This window comes from Mesorhizobium sp. M7A.F.Ca.US.011.01.1.1 (assembly GCF_003998295.1).
Lineage (GTDB): Bacteria > Pseudomonadota > Alphaproteobacteria > Rhizobiales > Rhizobiaceae > Mesorhizobium.
This window is the reverse complement of the sequence record NZ_RZRT01000037.1, coordinates 16,830-32,990: the sequence shown is the minus strand read 5'-3', so window position 1 is coordinate 32,990 and position 16,161 is coordinate 16,830. Positions and strand designations below refer to the sequence as shown.

Genomic DNA, 16,161 nt, shown 5'->3' with positions numbered 1-16,161 from the left:
TCAGGCCGCCTGCGACAGGGATTTGTGCGCCTCGGCCAGGATCTCGAACGACCGCACCCGCGCCGCATGATCAAAAATCTGCGCGGTGACCATCAGTTCGTCGGCGCCGGTGCGGCGCACGAAGGCATCGATGCCTTGCCGTACCGTTTCCGGGGAGCCGACGACGGCGCAGGACAGTGCCTGGCCGAGCATGGTCTTGGCCATCGGATCGAGATCGCGGTCATAGTTCTCGACAGGTGGCGGCAGCCGGCCGGCCCGACCGGTGCGCAGATTGACGAAGGCCTGTTGCAGCGAGGTGAATAACAAACGTGCCTCGGCGTCGGTGGGCGCGGCAAAGACGTTGAGGCCGAGCATGACATGCGGCTTGTCGAGCTGCTCCGACGGCTGGAAGCGCGAGCGGTAGACGTCCAGCGCGTGATCCAGCTCCGCCGGCGCGAAATGCGAGGCGAAGGCGTAGGGCAGGCCGAGCATGGCGGCGAGCTGCGCGCCGTAGAGGCTGGAGCCGAGGATCCAGACCGGTACGTCCTGGCCTTCGCCGGGCACGGCTCGGATGCGCTGGCCCTCCTCGGCCGGCTGGAAATAGCCCATCAGCTCGACGACATCCTGAGGGAAATTGTCGACCCCGGCCTCGAGATTGCGGCGCAAGGCACGGGCGGTGCCCATGTCGGTGCCGGGCGCCCGGCCGATGCCGAGATCGATGCGGCCCGGATGCAAGGCGGCCAGCGTGCCGAACTGCTCGGCAATCACCAGCGGCGAATGGTTGGGCAGCATAATGCCGCCGGCGCCGACGCGAATGGTCTTGGTGCCGCCGGCGACATGGGCAATGACGACTGCTGTGGCGGCGCTGGCGATGCCCGGCATGTTGTGATGCTCGGCGAGCCAGAAGCGCTTGTAGCCCAGCCGCTCGGCATGGCGGGCAAGATCGAGCGAGTTGGCCAGCGACTGCGAGGCATCGCTGCCTTCGACGATCGGCGACAGGTCGAGAACGGAAAGGTCGGTCATGAACGGGATCCTGTGTCAGGACCGCATGTAGGAAGCGCCCGGCGATGCCGCAAATTCAAAAATATTGATCAGCCTTTGGGAGCTTCGATGTCGACAGTGTCGTCCTCCTCGAGGGCGGCCGTGTGCTGCGCGGCGAGAAAATTGCCGACATGGCTGAGCCCGTCGAAATGATCGCAGAATACCTTGATGACGACCAGCAGCGGCACCGCCATCAGAGCGCCGACGAAGCCCCACAACCATGACCAGAAGGCGATGGCAATGAAAATCGCCACGGCGTTGATCTCGAGGCGCCTGCCGACCACCATCGGTGTGACGAACTGGCCTTCGACGATGTCGCACAAGATCACGAAGGCCGGCGCCAAAAGCGCGTAGAAGATGGTATCGAAGCTGATCAGCGCCATAATCGTGACCAGCACGATGGTGATCAGCGCTCCGACATAGGGCAGGAAGTTGAGCAGGGCGGCAGCGACGCCCCAGACCAGCGGATTTGGCATGCCGAGCGCCCACAGACCAAGAGCGATGACCGTGCCGAGGCCGGCATTGATGATGGTGACGGTGAGCAGATAGTGCGAGATTTCGCGCTCGACGTCATAGACGACGCGCAGCGCCCGCTTCTTTTCGCTTAGGCGGGCGAAGGACTGGATGATCTTTTCATAAAACATCGTGCCGGAGGCGAGCAGGAACAGCGACAGCACGAAGATGATGGTGAGACCTGTTCCCGCCGACAGGATGTTGCTGGCGGCCGCCGACAGGATGCCGGACTGCGCCACCGCCACCTTCTGAATGCCCGACTCCTGCGAGGTCTCGGTCAGCTGCTCGAGCTGGTGCGAAATCTGCATGATCTTTTCGAATGGCTGGCGCAATTGCGCCAGCCGTTCGGCGAGCTGCTGGCCGATCGACGAGGTGTTGTTGATGAGGTCGATGATCGGGCCGCTGAGCAGGTAGCCTACAATGGCAAAGGCGCAGATCGAGAGCAGCACCAGGAGGGTCGCCGAAATCACTTCGGGGATGCCGTGCTTGCGCAGGAGCCGGACGATCGGCGTCAGCGTCAGCGCAAGCAGGAATGCCAGCATGACCGGCATGAAGAAGGCGCGGGCGAAATAAAGCGCGTAGATGGCCATGAACAGGAAGATGCCGATCAACAACGAACGCATCAGACGCGTGTCGGCGCGAGCCGCGGCACGCGATTCCGGTTCATCGGAAATCTCCTGACCCCAGGCAGTGGGTTCGGTTTTCATAGTCACCCCTCAAGCCGGCGCCCCTTCGCACGGCAACCGCCTCCAAGAAACGCGGAGTTACGGGCGAGGGTTCCATGAGCCGGCTTCGGGATTGAGGCCGCTCGCACCGGACTCCGGGTCAGGCGACCGGCGCTGCCAGTGCCGGCTCAGCCTTGGCTGTTTCCTTGCGTACGATCGGCGCGACCCTGGTGCCGTAGAGTTCGATCGCCTTCATGATCTTGGCATGCGGCATGGTGCCGATCGCCATCTGCAGCAGGAAGCGGTCGTTTTTGAAGATCTTGTGCTGGGCGACGATCTTCTCGGCCACCTGCTCGGGGCCGCCGACGAACAAAGCGCCGTTCGGGCCGCGCGACTGGTCGAAATGCGCTTGGGATGTCGGACCCCAGCCGCGCTCGCGGCCGATGCGGTTCATCACCTCCGCCTGCGGGCCGTAAAAATCGTCGGCCGCCTGCTCGGTCGTCTCGGCGATGAAGCCGTGCACGTTGATGCTGGTGGCGAGGCCCGCCAGATCACTACCGGCGCGCTTGGCGGCTTCGCGATAGAGATCGAACAGCGGCGCGAAACGCGCCGGCTCGCCGCCAATGATGGCGAGCGCCAGCGGCAGGCCGAGCGCGCCAGCGCGGGCGGCAGACTGCGGCGTGCCGCCAATGGCGATCCAAACCGGCAGCCTGTCCTGGAAGGGCCGGGGATAAACGCCGCGATCGTTGATCGGCGCGCGCAGATTGCCGGACCAGGTGACCTTCACGCTGTCGCGGATGGCAAGCAGCAGATCGAGCTTTTCGGCGAACAGCTCGTCATAGTCCTCGAGGTTGTAACCGAACAGCGGGAAGGATTCGATGAACGAGCCGCGTCCGGCCATGATCTCGGCGCGGCCGCCCGACAGAAGGTCGAGCGTGGCGAACTGCTGGAACACGCGCACCGGGTCATCGGAAGACAGAACGGTGACCGCGCTGGTCAGCTTGATGCGCTTCGAACGCTCGGCCGCCGCGGCCAGGGCCACGACCGGTGCGGAGGCGGCATAATCGGGCCGGTGATGCTCGCCGAGGCCGAAGACGTCGAGGCCGACCTGATCGGCCAGCTCGACCTCCTCGATCAGGTTGCGCAGCCGCTCATGCGGGCCGATTGCGCCGGGGCCCGGCTGCGGGCTGACGTCGGCGAAGGTGTAGAGACCGAGTTCCATCTAATGTCATCCTGGTGTTGGAATTTGCCGCTAGACGTAGCCATCCGCCAACCTCGCTGCCAGAGGGGCGACGGTGAACAGTGCATGTCGTTTTCGACTCTATCTCTTCGTCGCAATTCCGGACGGAAAACCGCTTCACACTTTTCCTGGAATTGCTCCAAAGGCGTCTCCCGGCTGCAACAGCCGACAATTTCATGGCTGCCATGCCGTTTTGGCGCTTGAACTCTCGGTTTTCGCGCGTATGTAAGCGTCGCGAATTGACTTCAGGGAAGTGGACTTGGCTATCTACAGGGAAAAAGACGTTTTCGAGCGGCGCAATGCCGCAAACGAGGCAAAGAAGGCGCTCCTCGAGCGCTTCAAAGCAAAGCCGGCGGCGGATGATCCCGCGGTGCTGGCGCGGCAGGCTGAACGCAAGGCTATCCTTGCGGCTCGCGAAATCCGCGAGGCCGAAAAGGCCCGGCTTAAGCAGGAGAAGCTGGCACGCGAAGCGGTCGAGAAGGCCGAGCGCGAGGCAGCAGCCGAAGCGGCACGTATCGCCGCCGAGGAAGCTGCACAGGCTGAGGCCAAGATTCGGGAATCCGAAGAGAACGAGCGCATCGCCCGTTTTCTGGCCGATGAAGCCGAGCGCAAGGCCAAGCGTGACGCGCGTTATGCGGCACGCAAGCAGCGCACCGGCAGGACGCCGCCGGGCTTCTCCGCCCGCTAGCCTCCAGGCTACGAAGCAATCTGCTTCGAGAATCAGGGTCGCCTCGCAGCGGCCCTGAACGTGTTTGTCCCATGCATGTCGCCCAAAAATGATCCCGGTTTTGTGAGGACGGCATGCATAAAAACAAGAAGCGCTATTGGTCAGGCGGCGAACTTCAATCCCATGATGCCGCAGACAATGAGCGCGATGCAGGCCAGCCTGATCGCGGTGGCCGGCTCGCCAAGCAGCCAGATGCCGAGCAATGCCGTACCGACGGTGCCGATGCCGGTCCACACCGCATAGGCGGTGCCGACCGGCAGCGCCTTCAGCGCCAGGCCGAGCAAAGTGAGGCTGACGACCATCGAGGCAACGGTCAGCACGGTGGGCACGAGCTTCGAGAAGCCATCGGTGTATTTGAGGCCGATTGCCCAGCCGATCTCGAACAGGCCGGCAAAAAAGAGAAGAATCCAAGACATCGACAACGCTCCATCAGAGCATCGGACCGAAAAACGATTTTCGGAGTCCGACGATCAATCAAACAATGGCGGGTCGTCCCGTCCGGATTTTCGGGGAAGCGCGAGGTCGTCCCCGCCATGCCAATATAGGAATTTCGGGCGCTCGATCAACAACGACCGGCAACAGTGTCGCCGGCCGTAACCTTATTGCGAAGTGGATCGCCGGACCTACTTGTCCTTGAGCTTCATCGCCTTGACCGGCGGCGCCTTCAGGGCCGGAGCCGGGGCGGGCTTCTTGGCGTCCTTCTTCGGCTTGCGGGCTTCCTTGCCTGCCTTCATCGCACCTTTAGCCATGATTCGTTCCTCCTGATGTGGGAAGCGAAGTGAAACAAGAGAACCGCCGGACTGCAAGGGGTTAGCGACTGCTGCCGCCGTCAGCGGCTCGCTTTCAACCGGTTTCTAATTTGCTCGTAAACCATGGCGGTCCATGCCATGGTTGTCTTCGCACTGCAGCATCGGCCCGTGCCTCCGCCCGGTGATCGTCAGGCAGGCCGTCAGGACGACAATGCGAATCCATATCGGCTGCGAGATGAGCTTCGACTTTCCGCAGGAAACGCCGCTCATCGCGATGCTGAATGTCCACTATTCGCGTGCCTCCGATCTCGAGCGGCCGGACTTCCTGATCTCCAACCCGCCGGTGCCGATCGAAAGCTATCGCGACAGTTTCGGCAACTGGTGCAACCGGTTCGTCGCGCCGCCCGGGCGTTTCACCTTCGGCACCGACGCGGTGATCCGCGATCCCGGCACTTTCGAGATGGGCGACCTGATGGCCTGGCAGCACGAGGTGCGCGACCTGCCGGCGGACACGCTGCTGTTTCTGCTGCCCAGCCGTTTTTGCGAAAGCGACCTTCTGGCTGATGAAGCGTGGCGGCTGTTCGGCAACACGCCGCTGGGCATTCCGCGCGTGCAGGCGGTCTGCGACTTCGTCCACAATCACATCGTCTTCAACTACGGCAATGCTCGGCCGACACGCACCGCTGCGGAAGCGTATCGCGAACAGAGCGGCGTCTGCCGCGACTATGCGCATCTCGCGGTCACCTTCTGCCGGGCGCTCAACATCCCGACGCGCTATTGCACCGGCTACATCAGCGACATCGGTATGCCGAAACCATGGGCGAGCATGGATTTCTGCGCCTGGATGGAGGTCTATCTCGGCGGCCGCTGGCATGTCTTCGACCCGCGCAACAATGCACCGCGTATCGGCCGCATCCTGATCGCCTCCGGCCGCGACGCCGCCGACGTTCCGCTGACCCATATATTCGGGCCGGGAACGCTTGCCGGCTTCAAGGTGTGGACCAGCGAAATCATCGAGTAGTCGCCGTCTTCCACAGACCGATCTCTTATGGCCGCTGCCTTGGACGACCCGACATTCGCGCGGTGATGCCTGTGGAGCTTTAGCGGCCTGGCCGCTAGACTGCGCCTTGAACGGGGACAAATGCCATGGCCGGGCACGGCGGCTCAAAAAAGGTGATCTACGCGGCGCTCGCCGGCAATCTCGCCATCGCGCTGACCAAGTTCGCCGCCGCCGCCTTTACCGGCAGTTCGGCGATGCTGTCGGAGGGCGTGCATTCGCTGGTCGATACCGGCAATGGCGGCCTGCTGCTGTACGGCATGCACCGTGCCGCCCGCCCGGCCGACCGGACGCATCCCCTCGGTCACGGCCGCGAACTCTACTTCTGGAGCTTCATCGTCGCGCTCCTCGTCTTCGCGCTGGGCGCAGGCGTGTCGTTCTACGAAGGCATGATCCATATCATGGCGCCGGAGCCGGTCGCCAACGGCAAGGTCAACTACATCGTTCTTGGCCTGTCCTTTCTGTTCGAGGGCAGCTCCTGGCTGGTCGCGCTGAGGGAGTTCCGCAAGCAGAAGGGTAAGCAAGGCTGGCTGCGGGCGGTGCAATCGAGCAAGGATCCGAGCGTCTACACCGTGCTGTTCGAGGACAGCGCAGCACTTCTCGGCCTGATCGTCGCATTCGCCGGCATCCTGGCGGCGGAACTGCTGGAGATGCCGGAGCTCGACGGCGCCGCCTCGATCGGCATTGGGCTGATCCTGGGCGCGACGGCGATCTTCCTGGCGCGCGAAAGCAAGGGCCTGCTGATCGGCGAGCCGGCCTCGCTCGAGGTCCAGAGACAGGTGCTGACGATCGCCCAGCAGGATCCGGCGGTACAGCGGGCGAACGGCGTCCTGACCGTCCATATGGGGCCGGCAGAGATCGTCGCCGGGCTCAGCATCGAGTTCGAGGACCATTTGACGGCGCCCGAGATCGAAGCTTGCGTCGAGCGCCTGGAGGCGCAGCTCAAGAAGGAGATGCCGGAGATCACGCGGCTGTTCGTCAAGCCGCAGACATCAGGCACCTGGGAGCAGCGGCGCAGGCTGATCGAGAACGCATCCGATCCGACCCTGGACTAGCGCCGCCCCATTGCCTCACGGCCATGCCCCGCTAGATTGACGGGACTTTGGAGGAACGAAGATGAGAATAGACGGCGGCTGTCATTGTGGCGCCATCACCTACGAGGCGGAGGTCGACCCGGAGAACACCGGAATCTGCCACTGCACCGATTGCCAACAACTGACCGGAACGGCTTTTCGCGTGACCGTGGGCGCGCCGGAAGGCCACTACCGGATCACCAAGGGTGCGCCAAAGGTCTATATCAAGACAGGATCGAGCGGCGACAAGCGCGCGCAGGGCTTTTGCGGCGAGTGCGGCTCGCATCTCTACGCGACATCGGTTGGCGACGGGCCGAAGGTTTATGGCATCCGGGTCGGCACGGCGCGGCAACGTGAACAGCTGGTCCCGAGACGGCAAAGCTGGCACCGCTCGGCGCTGCCCTGGTTGCCGGAATTCCCGGGTATGACGACCAAGGAAGAGCAGTAGGGCGGATCCGGCACCGCGCCTCAATCGTCGCCTTCGACGACCCTCAGCCTGAGCTGCCCGGTTTTCGAATCGGCAACGCGCGCGCCAGTATCGACCTTCGCGGCGGGAGCCCGTGACGCGGCGTCCGCGGCGGCATCGCCGTCGGGCTGCGCGCCGAATTCCAGCGCCTCGATCTTCTGGCCGCGCTTGGTGACCTTCGACGTCGAAACCAGGATGTCGTCGATATCCTTGGCCGATTGGCCGAAATGGACCTGCAGCTTGCGCACCCGCTCATCGACACGCGCGACATCCTCCATCAGCCGAATGACCTCGCCCTGGATCAGGTGCGCCTGTTCGCGCATGCGGGCATCCTTGAGGATCGCCTGGATGACCTGGATCGACAGCATCAGCAGCGACGGCGAGACGATGACGATTCGGGCACGGTGCGCCTTGTGGACGATCGCCTCGAAATTCTCGTGGATCTCGGCGAACACCGATTCCGAGGGCACGAACATGAAGGCAGTGTCCTGCGTCTCGCCCTGGATCAGGTATTTTTCCGAGATATCGCGGACATGGATCTCGATGTCGCGGCGAAAGGCCTGCGAGGCGGCCTTCTGCAGGTCGGCGCCGGCGGCGGCGCGGATGGCGTTCCAGGCCTCGAGCGGAAACTTGGCGTCGATGGCCAGCGACGGCGCGCCGTTCGGCATCTTCACCAGGCAGTCGGGACGGCTGCCGTTCGACAGCGTCGCCTGGAATTCATAGGCGCCATGCGGCAGGCCGTCGGCAACGATCGCCTCCATGCGCGACTGGCCGAAAGCACCGCGCGTCTGCTTGTTGGAGAGGATCGCCTGCAACTGCACGACCTGGCCGGCGAGCGACTGGATGTTGCCCTGCGCGACATCGATGATGGCCAGCCGCTCCTGCAATTTGGCCAGGCTCTCATGCGTCGATTTCGTCTGCTCGGTCATGGTCTGGCCGAGCCGGCCGGTCATGGCGTCGAGGCGCTGGCCGATCGATTGCGTCAGTTCCGCCTGCCGTGCGCCGAACACTTCGGCGATGGCGCCCATACGACCCTGCATTTCGGCCTGGCTTTGCAGAATGCCGGCCATCCGCGCCTCGGCATCGCGGGCATGATCGGCGGCTTCCGCGGCCGCCACGGCGCGCGCCTTCGCCGACCGCCACAATGCAATGACCAGCGCCACGAACAGGCCCAGAAACAGCAAAACGCCGAAGGCCAGCGCATGGCCGAGCGTGATGGTTGTGGCGCCAAGCCGGGCGACAGGCTCCGAAAGGATGGTGCTCAAATCATTCATGTGGACAGCATAGACGATTCGCCCCGATAGCACAGATCAAAACGTGAACGAGCCTGATGCCAACCGGTTGACGCTTTTCGCTGGAGGTCTTACGTGGAACCCCATGCCGATCAAGCCGCTCATCATCCTTCCCGACCCCATCCTGCGCCAGGTTTCTCAACCGGTGGAGCGTGTCGACGCGCCCCTGCGCAGATTAGCCGACGACATGCTGGCGACCATGTATGACGCACCGGGCATCGGTTTGGCGGCAATCCAGATCGGCGAGCCGCTGCGATTGCTGGTGATCGATCTCGCCAAGGAAGACGAGACGCCAGCGCCGCATGTCTTCATCAATCCGGAAATCCTGGAGAGCGCCGATGCGCGCTCCGTCTACGAGGAAGGCTGCCTGTCGATCCCGGATTATTACGCCGAGGTCGAACGCCCGGCCGCCGTACGGGTCAAATATCTCGACCGCGACGGCAAGCTGCAGGAGATGGAGGCCGAGGGCCTGATGGCCACCTGCCTGCAACACGAGATCGACCACCTCAATGGCGTCCTGTTCATCGACCACATCTCGAAGCTGAAGCGCGACATGGTGGTGAAGAAATTCAAGAAGCTCGCCAAGGACAAAGCGCCGGGCAAGCTGGCCGGATAGGGCATGCTCTGTCGGAGCACGGCCCCTCGATCAGCCTCGGCGGTTCAGCTTCACGAACCTTCGATTGAAAATACCGACTTGCTGTGATATCAGTGATATCACGCAGGAGGTGTCTATGGGTGACATGCTGATCCGTGGGATCAATCCGGAATTGAAACGGCGTCTCGAGGAAAGTGCGCGGCTGAACAGGCGCAGCCTTTCGGAGGAAGCGGTCGTCTTGATACAGAAGGGTTTTGCAACACAATTTGCTGGCGCCGAAAAAGTCGGCGATCGCCTCTATTCGCTCGTCGGCGATGATCGTTTCACAAACGACGAGATTCAGGAAATAGCGAGGTCGCGAAGTGAGGCCGATCGTGGGCCGCCTGATTTCCGTTGACCGAAATGATCATACTGGACACCAACGTCATATCGGACGTGCTATCGCGGCAACGGAGCAAACACGTTCTCAACTGGTTGAATGGCCAAGAGCCTGCGACCCTTTTCCTCTCCACCATTGTTTTTGCAGAGCTCTATTTCGGAGCCTACCTCGTTCAGGAGGCCATCCGGCGGGATGGTCTTCTCCAAAGCATTTCGAGGTTCCGGGGCGAATTTTCGGGTCGGATCCTGGTTTTTGGGGATCTGCCCGCAGAACACTATGGCCGCATTGCCGCGGCAAGACGACTCGCTGGCAGACCTGTCGAAACCAAGGACGCGATGATAGCTGCTATCTGCCAGGTGCACGACGCCACGCTTGCCACCCGCAACGTTCGAGACTTCGACGGACTTGACCTGAAGCTGGTAAACCCGTTTGAAGCCTGATCTGACTTCCCGGCGCAGGTAGAGAGAAGGTCTCGGAAGAAAAATGCCCCTTCGCGTCATCTTCATGGGCACGCCGGAGTTTTCGGTGCCGACTTTGCGCGCGATCGCCGAGGCCGGCCATGAGATATCAGTCGTCTATACCCAGCCGCCGCGCGCTGCCGGACGGCGCGGGCTGGAGCTGACACCGTCGCCGGTGCAGCGCGAGGCGGAACGGCTGGGCGTCGAGGTGCGGACGCCGGTTTCGCTCAAGGGCGAGGCCGAGCAGGCCGTTTTCCGTGCCTTGCAGGCCGATATCGCCGTCGTCGTCGCCTATGGCTTGCTGTTGCCGAAGGCGGTTCTGGAGGCGACCCGGCTCGGCTGCATCAACGGCCATGCCTCGCTTCTGCCGCGCTGGCGCGGGGCCGCGCCGATCCAGCGCGCCATCATGGCCGGTGACCTGGAAAGCGGCATGATGGTGATGCGCATGGAAGAGGGGCTGGACACCGGCCCGGTCGGGCTGGTTGAAAAATGCGCCATCGAACCCGATATGACAGCCGGCGATCTGCATGATCGGTTGATGAGTGTCGGTGCTGCCTTGATGGTGGAAGCGCTGGCGCGGTTGGAAGGGAACACCCTGACATTCACCGCACAAGCTGTGGATGGGGTGACCTACGCCAAGAAAATCGATAAATCCGAGACTCGCGTGGACTGGACTCGCTCGGCAAGTGAGGTCCACAATCATATTCGTGGCCTGTCGCCCTTTCCCGGCGCTTGGTCGGAGATAGGAATTGGCGGCCGCCAGGAGCGGCTGAAACTGCTTCGCTCGACGCTGTCGCAAGGCCTGTCGCTTTGGGAAGAGTTGGGCGAGTCGGGAGGAATTCTCGATGACCGGCTGACGGTCGCCTGCGGGGCAGGCGCGATCAGGCTGGTCGAAGTTCAACGGGCGGGCGGAAAGCCCGCTGCCGCGTCGGAATTCCTGCGCGGGGCCAAGATCGAAAAAGGACTGAAATTCTCATGAGCATGATGTCGATACGCGCGGCAACGCCGCGGGATCGCGAGGCCATCCGCCTCGTCGAGGAACACGCTTTCGGCCAGCAGGCCGAGGCCGGTCTGGTCGACGCGCTGGTGACCGGCGGCAACGCTGTTGCCGAACTGGTGGCGGAAGAGGACGGCCAGGTGGTCGGCCACATCCTGTTTTCGCGGCTGTTCGTCCAGAATGGCGGCAAGACCTTCGCCGCCGTGGCGCTCGCGCCGCTGGCGGTGGAGCCCTCGTTCCATGGCAGCGGCATCGGCGGCGCGCTGATCCGCGAGGCGCATATCCGCCTCAGGGATGCCGGCGAAACGCTGGCCGTGGTGCTCGGCGACCCCACCTATTACGGGCGTTTCGGATATAGCCACACGCGTGCCGAGAACTTCGAGAGCGAATACCAGGGCGAAGCGCTGCAGGCGCTGGCTTGGGGCGACGTGCCTGACGCCGGCAGGCTGGTATACGCCTCCGCCTTCACCGCTCTCGCCGCCTAGGCGAGAGCGTATAGCCGCCCGGCATGCCGCGTTTTCGCCTCGACATCGAATATGATGGCAGCCTGTTTGCCGGCTGGCAGCACCAGGCGGATCAGCCTTCGGTGCAACAGGCGATCGAGCGGGCGATCGAAAAATTCTGCGGCGAAGCGATCAGGCTGCGCGCCGCCGGCCGCACCGATGCCGGCGTGCATGCGACAGCGCAGGTGGCGCATGTCGATCTCGTCAAGGCGTGGCCGGGCGACAAGGTGCGCGATGCCGTCAACGCCCACCTGCAGGCGGCCGGGGCGCGCATCGCCATCTTGAAAGCGACGGTCGTTTCCGACAGCTTCGACGCCCGCTTCTCGGCCATCGGCCGCCACTATCTCTACCGCGTCCTAAACCGCCGTGCCCCGGCCGCGCTCGACAAGGGCAAGGTGTGGTGGGTGCCGAAGCGGCTCGACGCCGGCGCCATGCACGAAGCGGCGAAAGTCCTGCTCGGACGGCATGACTTCACCACCTTCCGCTCGACCCAGTGTCAGGCCAACAGCCCGATCAGGACGCTGGAACGGCTCGATGTGAGCCGACAGGGCGACATAGTCGAGGTCAGGGCTTCGGCGCGCTCGTTCCTGCACAATCAGGTGCGTTCGATGGTCGGCTCACTGAAGCGCGTCGGCGATGGCGGCTGGACCGCGGCCGACCTGAAAACGGCGCTCGAGGCGCACGACCGCGCCGCCTGCGGCCAGGTGGCGCCGCCCGACGGGCTGTTTCTCACCGGTGTCGATTATCCAGTCGAGACGAGCCCGGACAGGCTCTGAACTCCGACATCGTCCGGCACGGTGATGCCGAGCAGCGTCTGCAGGCCGAACAGCACCAGCAGCGAGGCGATGAACATGCCGACGAAAACGGCGGTGCCGACCGATGCGCCCCTGCCGATCGTGGCGTTGGTCATGCGCCAGGTCAGCACCATCGACAGGGCAAACAGGAACAGCGACACAAGGCTCGCAGCCTGGCTTGCGGACGACAGGAAAAGCCGGATCAGCGCCGAGGGCAGCATCAGCCAGGCGGTGATGGCCGAAGCCCAGTTGCTGGCGACGACGTAGTGGACGAAGCGGCCGCCGATGCCGGCGCGCGGCGCGATCAAAGCGAGCGCAACCAGCGGCAGCACCCAGGAGCCGATGTCGACCGTCGCCAGGCGCACCAGCATGCTGAAGCGCCCCGCGAAAGCGTCGGGATCGCCGATTTCGTTGGCGATGCCGACCCAGCCGACGATCAGCGCCGGTGCTGCAACGACAATGGCGAAGAAGGAATTCCAGAAGCCGTCGGCCGACAGGTCGAGCAGGCGCAGGCCGTCGGCCTTGCCGAGCATCAATCGCCAGGCGCCCGTCAGCGAAGCTTGGGTTTCGTCCGCCGAAAGCATGCTGTTCAGCCCCGTCCGAACCAGTCTTCTATGAAGCGCTGGTAGATTTGCGTCAGCGTTTCCAAATCGGCAATGGCGACGCGCTCGTCGACCATGTGCATTGTCTTGCCGACCAGCCCGAACTCGACCACCGGACAATAGTCCTTGATGAAACGCGCGTCGGACGTTCCACCGGAGGTGGACAGCGTCGGCTCTTTGCCGACCGCCGACTTGATCGAGCCGCGCAGCGTTTCGATAAGCCTGTCGTCGCGCGTCAGGAAGACATGGCTCGGCCGGTCGCGCCAGACGAGCTCGTAGTCGACCGGCGTCTTCTTGCCCTGCCGGTACTTCTTGCGCCTGGCCGCCTGGTCGAGCCGGTTGTGGATCTCGGCCTGCAGGGTCTCGTCCGTCCAGGTGTCGTTGAAGCGGATGTTGAAGGTCGCGGTCGCTTTGGCCGCAATGACATTGGTGGCGGGGTTGCCTACATCGATGGAGGTGATCTCCAGATTGGTCGGCTGGAAATCCCTGGTTCCCTTGTCGAAAACCGGATGCAGCAAGGCGTCGACCAGGCTCATCAGCCCGCGCACCGGATTGTCGGCAAGCAGGGGATAGGCGACATGGCCCTGGCGGCCATTGACGGTGACGGCGCCGGACATCGAGCCGCGGCGGCCGATCTTGATCATGTCGCCGAGAGCGTCCGGATTGGTCGGCTCGCCGACGACAGAGGCATCCCATTTCTCGCCCCGCGAAGCCGCCCATTCGAGCAGCTTCACCGTGCCGTTGATCGCGGGGCCTTCCTCGTCGCCGGTGATCAGCAGCGAGACCGACCCTTTCGGACCGCCATTGGCCTCGACATGGCGCGCCACGGCGGCGATGAAACAGGCAATGCCGCCCTTCATGTCGACGGCTCCGCGGCCATACATCTCGCCATTGGCGATCTCGGCGGCGAAGGGCGGATGCGTCCAGGCGGCTTCGTCGCCGACCGGCACCACGTCGGTGTGGCCGGCGAACATCAGATGCGGGCCGTTGCCGGAACGCCTTGCATAGAGGTTTTCGATATCGGGCGTGCCGTCTTCGGAAAACACCGGCCGATCGACCAGGAAACCGAGCGGTTTGAGCATCGTCTCCAGCGCGGTCAGCGCACCGCCCTCAGCGGGCGTCACCGAAGCGCGACGGATAAGGGCGGCGAGGTTTTCGGCGGGATCGGTCGGCAGCGTCATGGCAAAAGCGATAGTCGAAAGCGCAGGGCCTGTCACGGCCAGACATAGGGGCCAGCCTCATGGCTGGCGATACCGCCGATATTATGGTTTTCATGTCGTATAGTTGCGACCCGGCGCGGGCGACAGGATGGCAGACAAGGACAAACGGATCGTCATAGCCGGTGCCGGCAGCATCGGCTGCTATGCCGGCGGCTGCCTGGCGCTGGCCGGCCGAGAGGTCATTCTGCTGGCTCGGCCGCGCATCGAGGCAGCGTTGCGGCAGGGTGGATTGCGGGTCAGCGACCTCCAGGGTCGCGATCGCTCGATCAAGCCCGAGGCGCTTGTCGTCACCGCCGATCCGGCCGTCGCCCTGCCGCCGGCGGACGTGATCCTGGTCACGGTCAAGAGCGGCGCCACGCAGGATATGGCGGACCTCATCAAGGCCCATGCCCGCCCCGATGCCGTGGTGATCAGCCTGCAGAACGGTGTCGGCAATGCCGACAGGCTGCGCGCTGAACTTGCCGGACGTACGGTGCTGGCCGGCTGGTGCCGTTCAATGTGGTGCAGTCGCCGGACAGCGAACTGCCGCTGCGCGTTCACCGCGCCAGCGACGGCACGGTAATGGTCGAGGATGGCGACGCCGGCTTGGCCGACCTGCTTGGCGTCGAAGGATTTGCCGTCGAAACCCATCGCGACATGAAGGCTGTGCTGTGGGGCAAGCTGCTGATGAATTTGAACAACGCGCTGGTGGCGCTTTCCGGCCTGCCGCTGACGGCCGAACTGGCCGATCGGCGCTGGCGGCTGATCCTGGCCAGCCAGATCGACGAGGCGCTCACGGCGATGAAAGCGACCGGCATCGAGCCGGCGCGGATCGCCGGCCTGCGGCCGGCGCTGCTGCCGAAGGTGCTCAGGCTGCCTGACTGGCTGTTCAAGCTGCTGGCGCGGCGCATGCTGGCGATCCACGCGCAGGCGCGCTCGTCGATGTGGGACGATCTTCAGCGCGGCCGGCCGACGGAGATCGACGACTTGCAAGGCGCCATCCTGCGGCTGGCGGAAAAAGCCCGCACGCCCGTGCCGACGGTTCAGCGGATCACCGCTTTGGTGCGCGCGGCGGAAGCGGAGCGGCTTGGCTCGCCGGGCCTGGCGCCGGAGCAGGTTGTTGCACCGGCCGGCCGTCGATCAACGTGATCTTCTGCCAGATTTTCCGCGACAGGTTGGACGCCAGGTTCTCGACGTCGTTGACGCCGTCGATGACCACGTCGTCATTGACCGACTGTGCGAACAATGCGGCGATCTTGCCCGTGATCGACAGCATTTCGGAGCAATAGTCGAGGTAACGGGCCAGGTCGGCGGCATTGGTGATGCGGGCGGGCGAATGCGACGTCGGCTTGAAATCGGCCGACAGCGCCGCCGGATCCTTGGTCAGCTGATGCATGTCGATGACGTGGATCAGCGAGCGCAGGCCATGCAGCTGGCGAAAGACCTGCTTGCGCTTGATGCGTTCCTCGGAGCGGATCAAGGCGAGAAAGCCGACAATGGCGAGGATGAACATGTTGAGCGAAGCTTCGATGCCTTGCACCGACTGGACGGCATCACCGGGTTTGGAAATGCGGTCGAATGGCAGGACGGTGCCGACGAAGATGAACATCAATGCGCCGGCAACGACAGCGGCGACGATGAGGCCGCGCAGCCACCAGATCGGCGCTTCCAAGGCCTTGGCGCCCTGTGCCAGATCGCGCGACAGCGAGACCAGTTCGGCGGCAACGCCGCGCAGGCCGGCCTTGGGGAAACGCTCCGCAACACGCGTCTCCAGCCGTTCCGCGGTCTCGATGATCAGCTTCGGATCAAGCGTGCGGTAGCGCATGTCCGAT

At 63.9% G+C, this 16,161-nt stretch carries 19 protein-coding genes and 1 pseudogene; 11 read left to right on the top strand and 9 right to left on the bottom strand.

All coding sequences use genetic code 11. The features are described 5' to 3' along the window. The 3 genes from EOA13_RS26165 to EOA13_RS26155 form a co-directional block, all read right to left on the bottom strand. Positions 1 to 1,002 carry an LLM class flavin-dependent oxidoreductase gene (locus tag EOA13_RS26165; protein ID WP_127296486.1) on the bottom strand — a complete coding sequence of 334 codons (1,002 nt, stop codon included), beginning with the start codon at positions 1,000 to 1,002 and terminating at the stop codon, positions 1 to 3. 68 nt (positions 1,003 to 1,070) lie between these two features. After that, positions 1,071 to 2,240, bottom strand: a complete 1,170-nt coding sequence (locus EOA13_RS26160) for an AI-2E family transporter (RefSeq protein WP_127296485.1) — start codon at positions 2,238 to 2,240, stop codon at positions 1,071 to 1,073. Positions 2,241 to 2,358: 118 nt separating this feature from the next. Then, positions 2,359 to 3,420: an LLM class flavin-dependent oxidoreductase gene (locus tag EOA13_RS26155; protein WP_127296484.1), complete on the bottom strand. Its 1,062-nt coding sequence runs from the start codon at positions 3,418 to 3,420 to the stop codon at positions 2,359 to 2,361. A gap of 277 nt (positions 3,421 to 3,697) precedes the next feature. On the opposite strand from EOA13_RS26155, the gene EOA13_RS26150 reads away from it, so the two are divergent. Continuing rightward, on the top strand, positions 3,698 to 4,126 hold the full coding sequence (locus EOA13_RS26150) for a DUF6481 family protein (RefSeq protein ID WP_023761392.1): 429 nt from the start codon (positions 3,698 to 3,700) through the stop codon (positions 4,124 to 4,126). A 140-nt stretch (positions 4,127 to 4,266) separates the two neighbouring features. Here the strand turns inward: EOA13_RS26150 and sugE are convergent, their stop codons facing one another. Together sugE and EOA13_RS39430 are read right to left on the bottom strand one after the other, a co-directional pair. Next, a complete protein-coding gene (gene sugE / locus EOA13_RS26145; protein WP_013528463.1) occupies positions 4,267 to 4,581 on the bottom strand; it encodes a quaternary ammonium compound efflux SMR transporter SugE in 315 nt (104 codons plus the stop codon). A 207-nt stretch (positions 4,582 to 4,788) separates the two neighbouring features. Next, complete coding sequence (locus EOA13_RS39430) at positions 4,789 to 4,914, bottom strand: hypothetical protein (protein WP_013528464.1); 126 nt, start codon at positions 4,912 to 4,914, stop codon at positions 4,789 to 4,791. A gap of 211 nt (positions 4,915 to 5,125) precedes the next feature. On the opposite strand from EOA13_RS39430, the gene EOA13_RS26135 reads away from it, so the two are divergent. The 3 genes from EOA13_RS26135 (at position 5,126) to EOA13_RS26125 (ending at position 7,492) form a co-directional block, all read left to right on the top strand. Then, positions 5,126 to 5,935: a transglutaminase family protein gene (locus EOA13_RS26135; protein WP_023810752.1), complete on the top strand. Its 810-nt coding sequence runs from the start codon at positions 5,126 to 5,128 to the stop codon at positions 5,933 to 5,935. A 125-nt stretch (positions 5,936 to 6,060) separates the two neighbouring features. After that, a complete protein-coding gene (locus EOA13_RS26130; protein WP_127296483.1) occupies positions 6,061 to 7,026 on the top strand; it encodes a cation diffusion facilitator family transporter in 966 nt (321 codons plus the stop codon). 61 nt (positions 7,027 to 7,087) lie between these two features. Beyond that, the gene (locus EOA13_RS26125; RefSeq protein WP_127296482.1) at positions 7,088 to 7,492 is read left to right on the top strand and encodes a GFA family protein; all 405 of its coding nucleotides are present in this window, start codon (positions 7,088 to 7,090) and stop codon (positions 7,490 to 7,492) included. 20 nt (positions 7,493 to 7,512) lie between these two features. Here EOA13_RS26125 and EOA13_RS26120 read toward each other — a convergent pair whose 3' ends face one another. Next, on the bottom strand, positions 7,513 to 8,784 hold the full coding sequence (locus tag EOA13_RS26120) for a DNA recombination protein RmuC (RefSeq protein ID WP_127296481.1): 1,272 nt from the start codon (positions 8,782 to 8,784) through the stop codon (positions 7,513 to 7,515). A 103-nt stretch (positions 8,785 to 8,887) separates the two neighbouring features. On the opposite strand from EOA13_RS26120, the gene def reads away from it, so the two are divergent. The 6 genes from def to truA all read left to right on the top strand — a co-directional run bounded on the left by def (position 8,888) and on the right by truA (position 12,510). Continuing rightward, positions 8,888 to 9,418 (top strand): peptide deformylase, encoded by a 531-nt coding sequence (gene def / locus EOA13_RS26115; RefSeq protein WP_127296480.1) that lies wholly within the window; start codon positions 8,888 to 8,890, stop codon positions 9,416 to 9,418. A gap of 115 nt (positions 9,419 to 9,533) precedes the next feature. Then, the gene (locus EOA13_RS26110; protein WP_127296479.1) at positions 9,534 to 9,794 is read left to right on the top strand and encodes a plasmid stabilization protein; all 261 of its coding nucleotides are present in this window, start codon (positions 9,534 to 9,536) and stop codon (positions 9,792 to 9,794) included. A gap of 5 nt (positions 9,795 to 9,799) precedes the next feature. Then, entirely contained in the window at positions 9,800 to 10,216 is a 417-nt protein-coding gene (locus tag EOA13_RS26105) for a type II toxin-antitoxin system VapC family toxin (protein WP_127296511.1), read from the top strand. Positions 10,217 to 10,259: 43 nt separating this feature from the next. Continuing rightward, complete coding sequence (gene fmt, locus EOA13_RS26100; RefSeq protein ID WP_127296478.1) at positions 10,260 to 11,213, top strand: methionyl-tRNA formyltransferase; 954 nt, start codon at positions 10,260 to 10,262, stop codon at positions 11,211 to 11,213. Further along, complete coding sequence (locus tag EOA13_RS26095; RefSeq protein WP_127296477.1) at positions 11,210 to 11,716, top strand: N-acetyltransferase; 507 nt, start codon at positions 11,210 to 11,212, stop codon at positions 11,714 to 11,716. The genes fmt and EOA13_RS26095 overlap by 4 nt, the downstream gene beginning before the upstream one ends. 23 nt (positions 11,717 to 11,739) lie before the next feature. Continuing rightward, positions 11,740 to 12,510, top strand: a complete 771-nt coding sequence (truA, locus tag EOA13_RS26090; RefSeq protein WP_127296476.1) for a tRNA pseudouridine(38-40) synthase TruA — start codon at positions 11,740 to 11,742, stop codon at positions 12,508 to 12,510. On the opposite strand, the gene EOA13_RS26085 is transcribed toward truA, so the two are convergent. Together EOA13_RS26085 and dapE are read right to left on the bottom strand one after the other, a co-directional pair. Next, positions 12,477 to 13,112 carry a hypothetical protein gene (locus EOA13_RS26085; protein WP_023810762.1) on the bottom strand — a complete coding sequence of 212 codons (636 nt, stop codon included), beginning with the start codon at positions 13,110 to 13,112 and terminating at the stop codon, positions 12,477 to 12,479. The genes truA and EOA13_RS26085 overlap by 34 nt on opposite strands. A gap of 5 nt (positions 13,113 to 13,117) precedes the next feature. Continuing rightward, positions 13,118 to 14,311 (bottom strand): succinyl-diaminopimelate desuccinylase, encoded by a 1,194-nt coding sequence (dapE, locus tag EOA13_RS26080; RefSeq protein ID WP_127296475.1) that lies wholly within the window; start codon positions 14,309 to 14,311, stop codon positions 13,118 to 13,120. A gap of 127 nt (positions 14,312 to 14,438) precedes the next feature. Between dapE and EOA13_RS26075 the strand changes: the two are divergent. After that, positions 14,439 to 15,478 (top strand): annotated as a pseudogene (locus tag EOA13_RS26075) (2-dehydropantoate 2-reductase). On the opposite strand, the gene EOA13_RS26070 reads toward EOA13_RS26075, so the two are convergent. Next, positions 15,381 to 16,154, bottom strand: coding sequence for a hypothetical protein (locus EOA13_RS26070; RefSeq protein ID WP_127296474.1), 774 nt, complete (start codon positions 16,152 to 16,154; stop codon positions 15,381 to 15,383). The pseudogene EOA13_RS26075 and the gene EOA13_RS26070 overlap by 98 nt on opposite strands. Between the last annotated feature and the right edge of the window lie 7 nt (positions 16,155 to 16,161).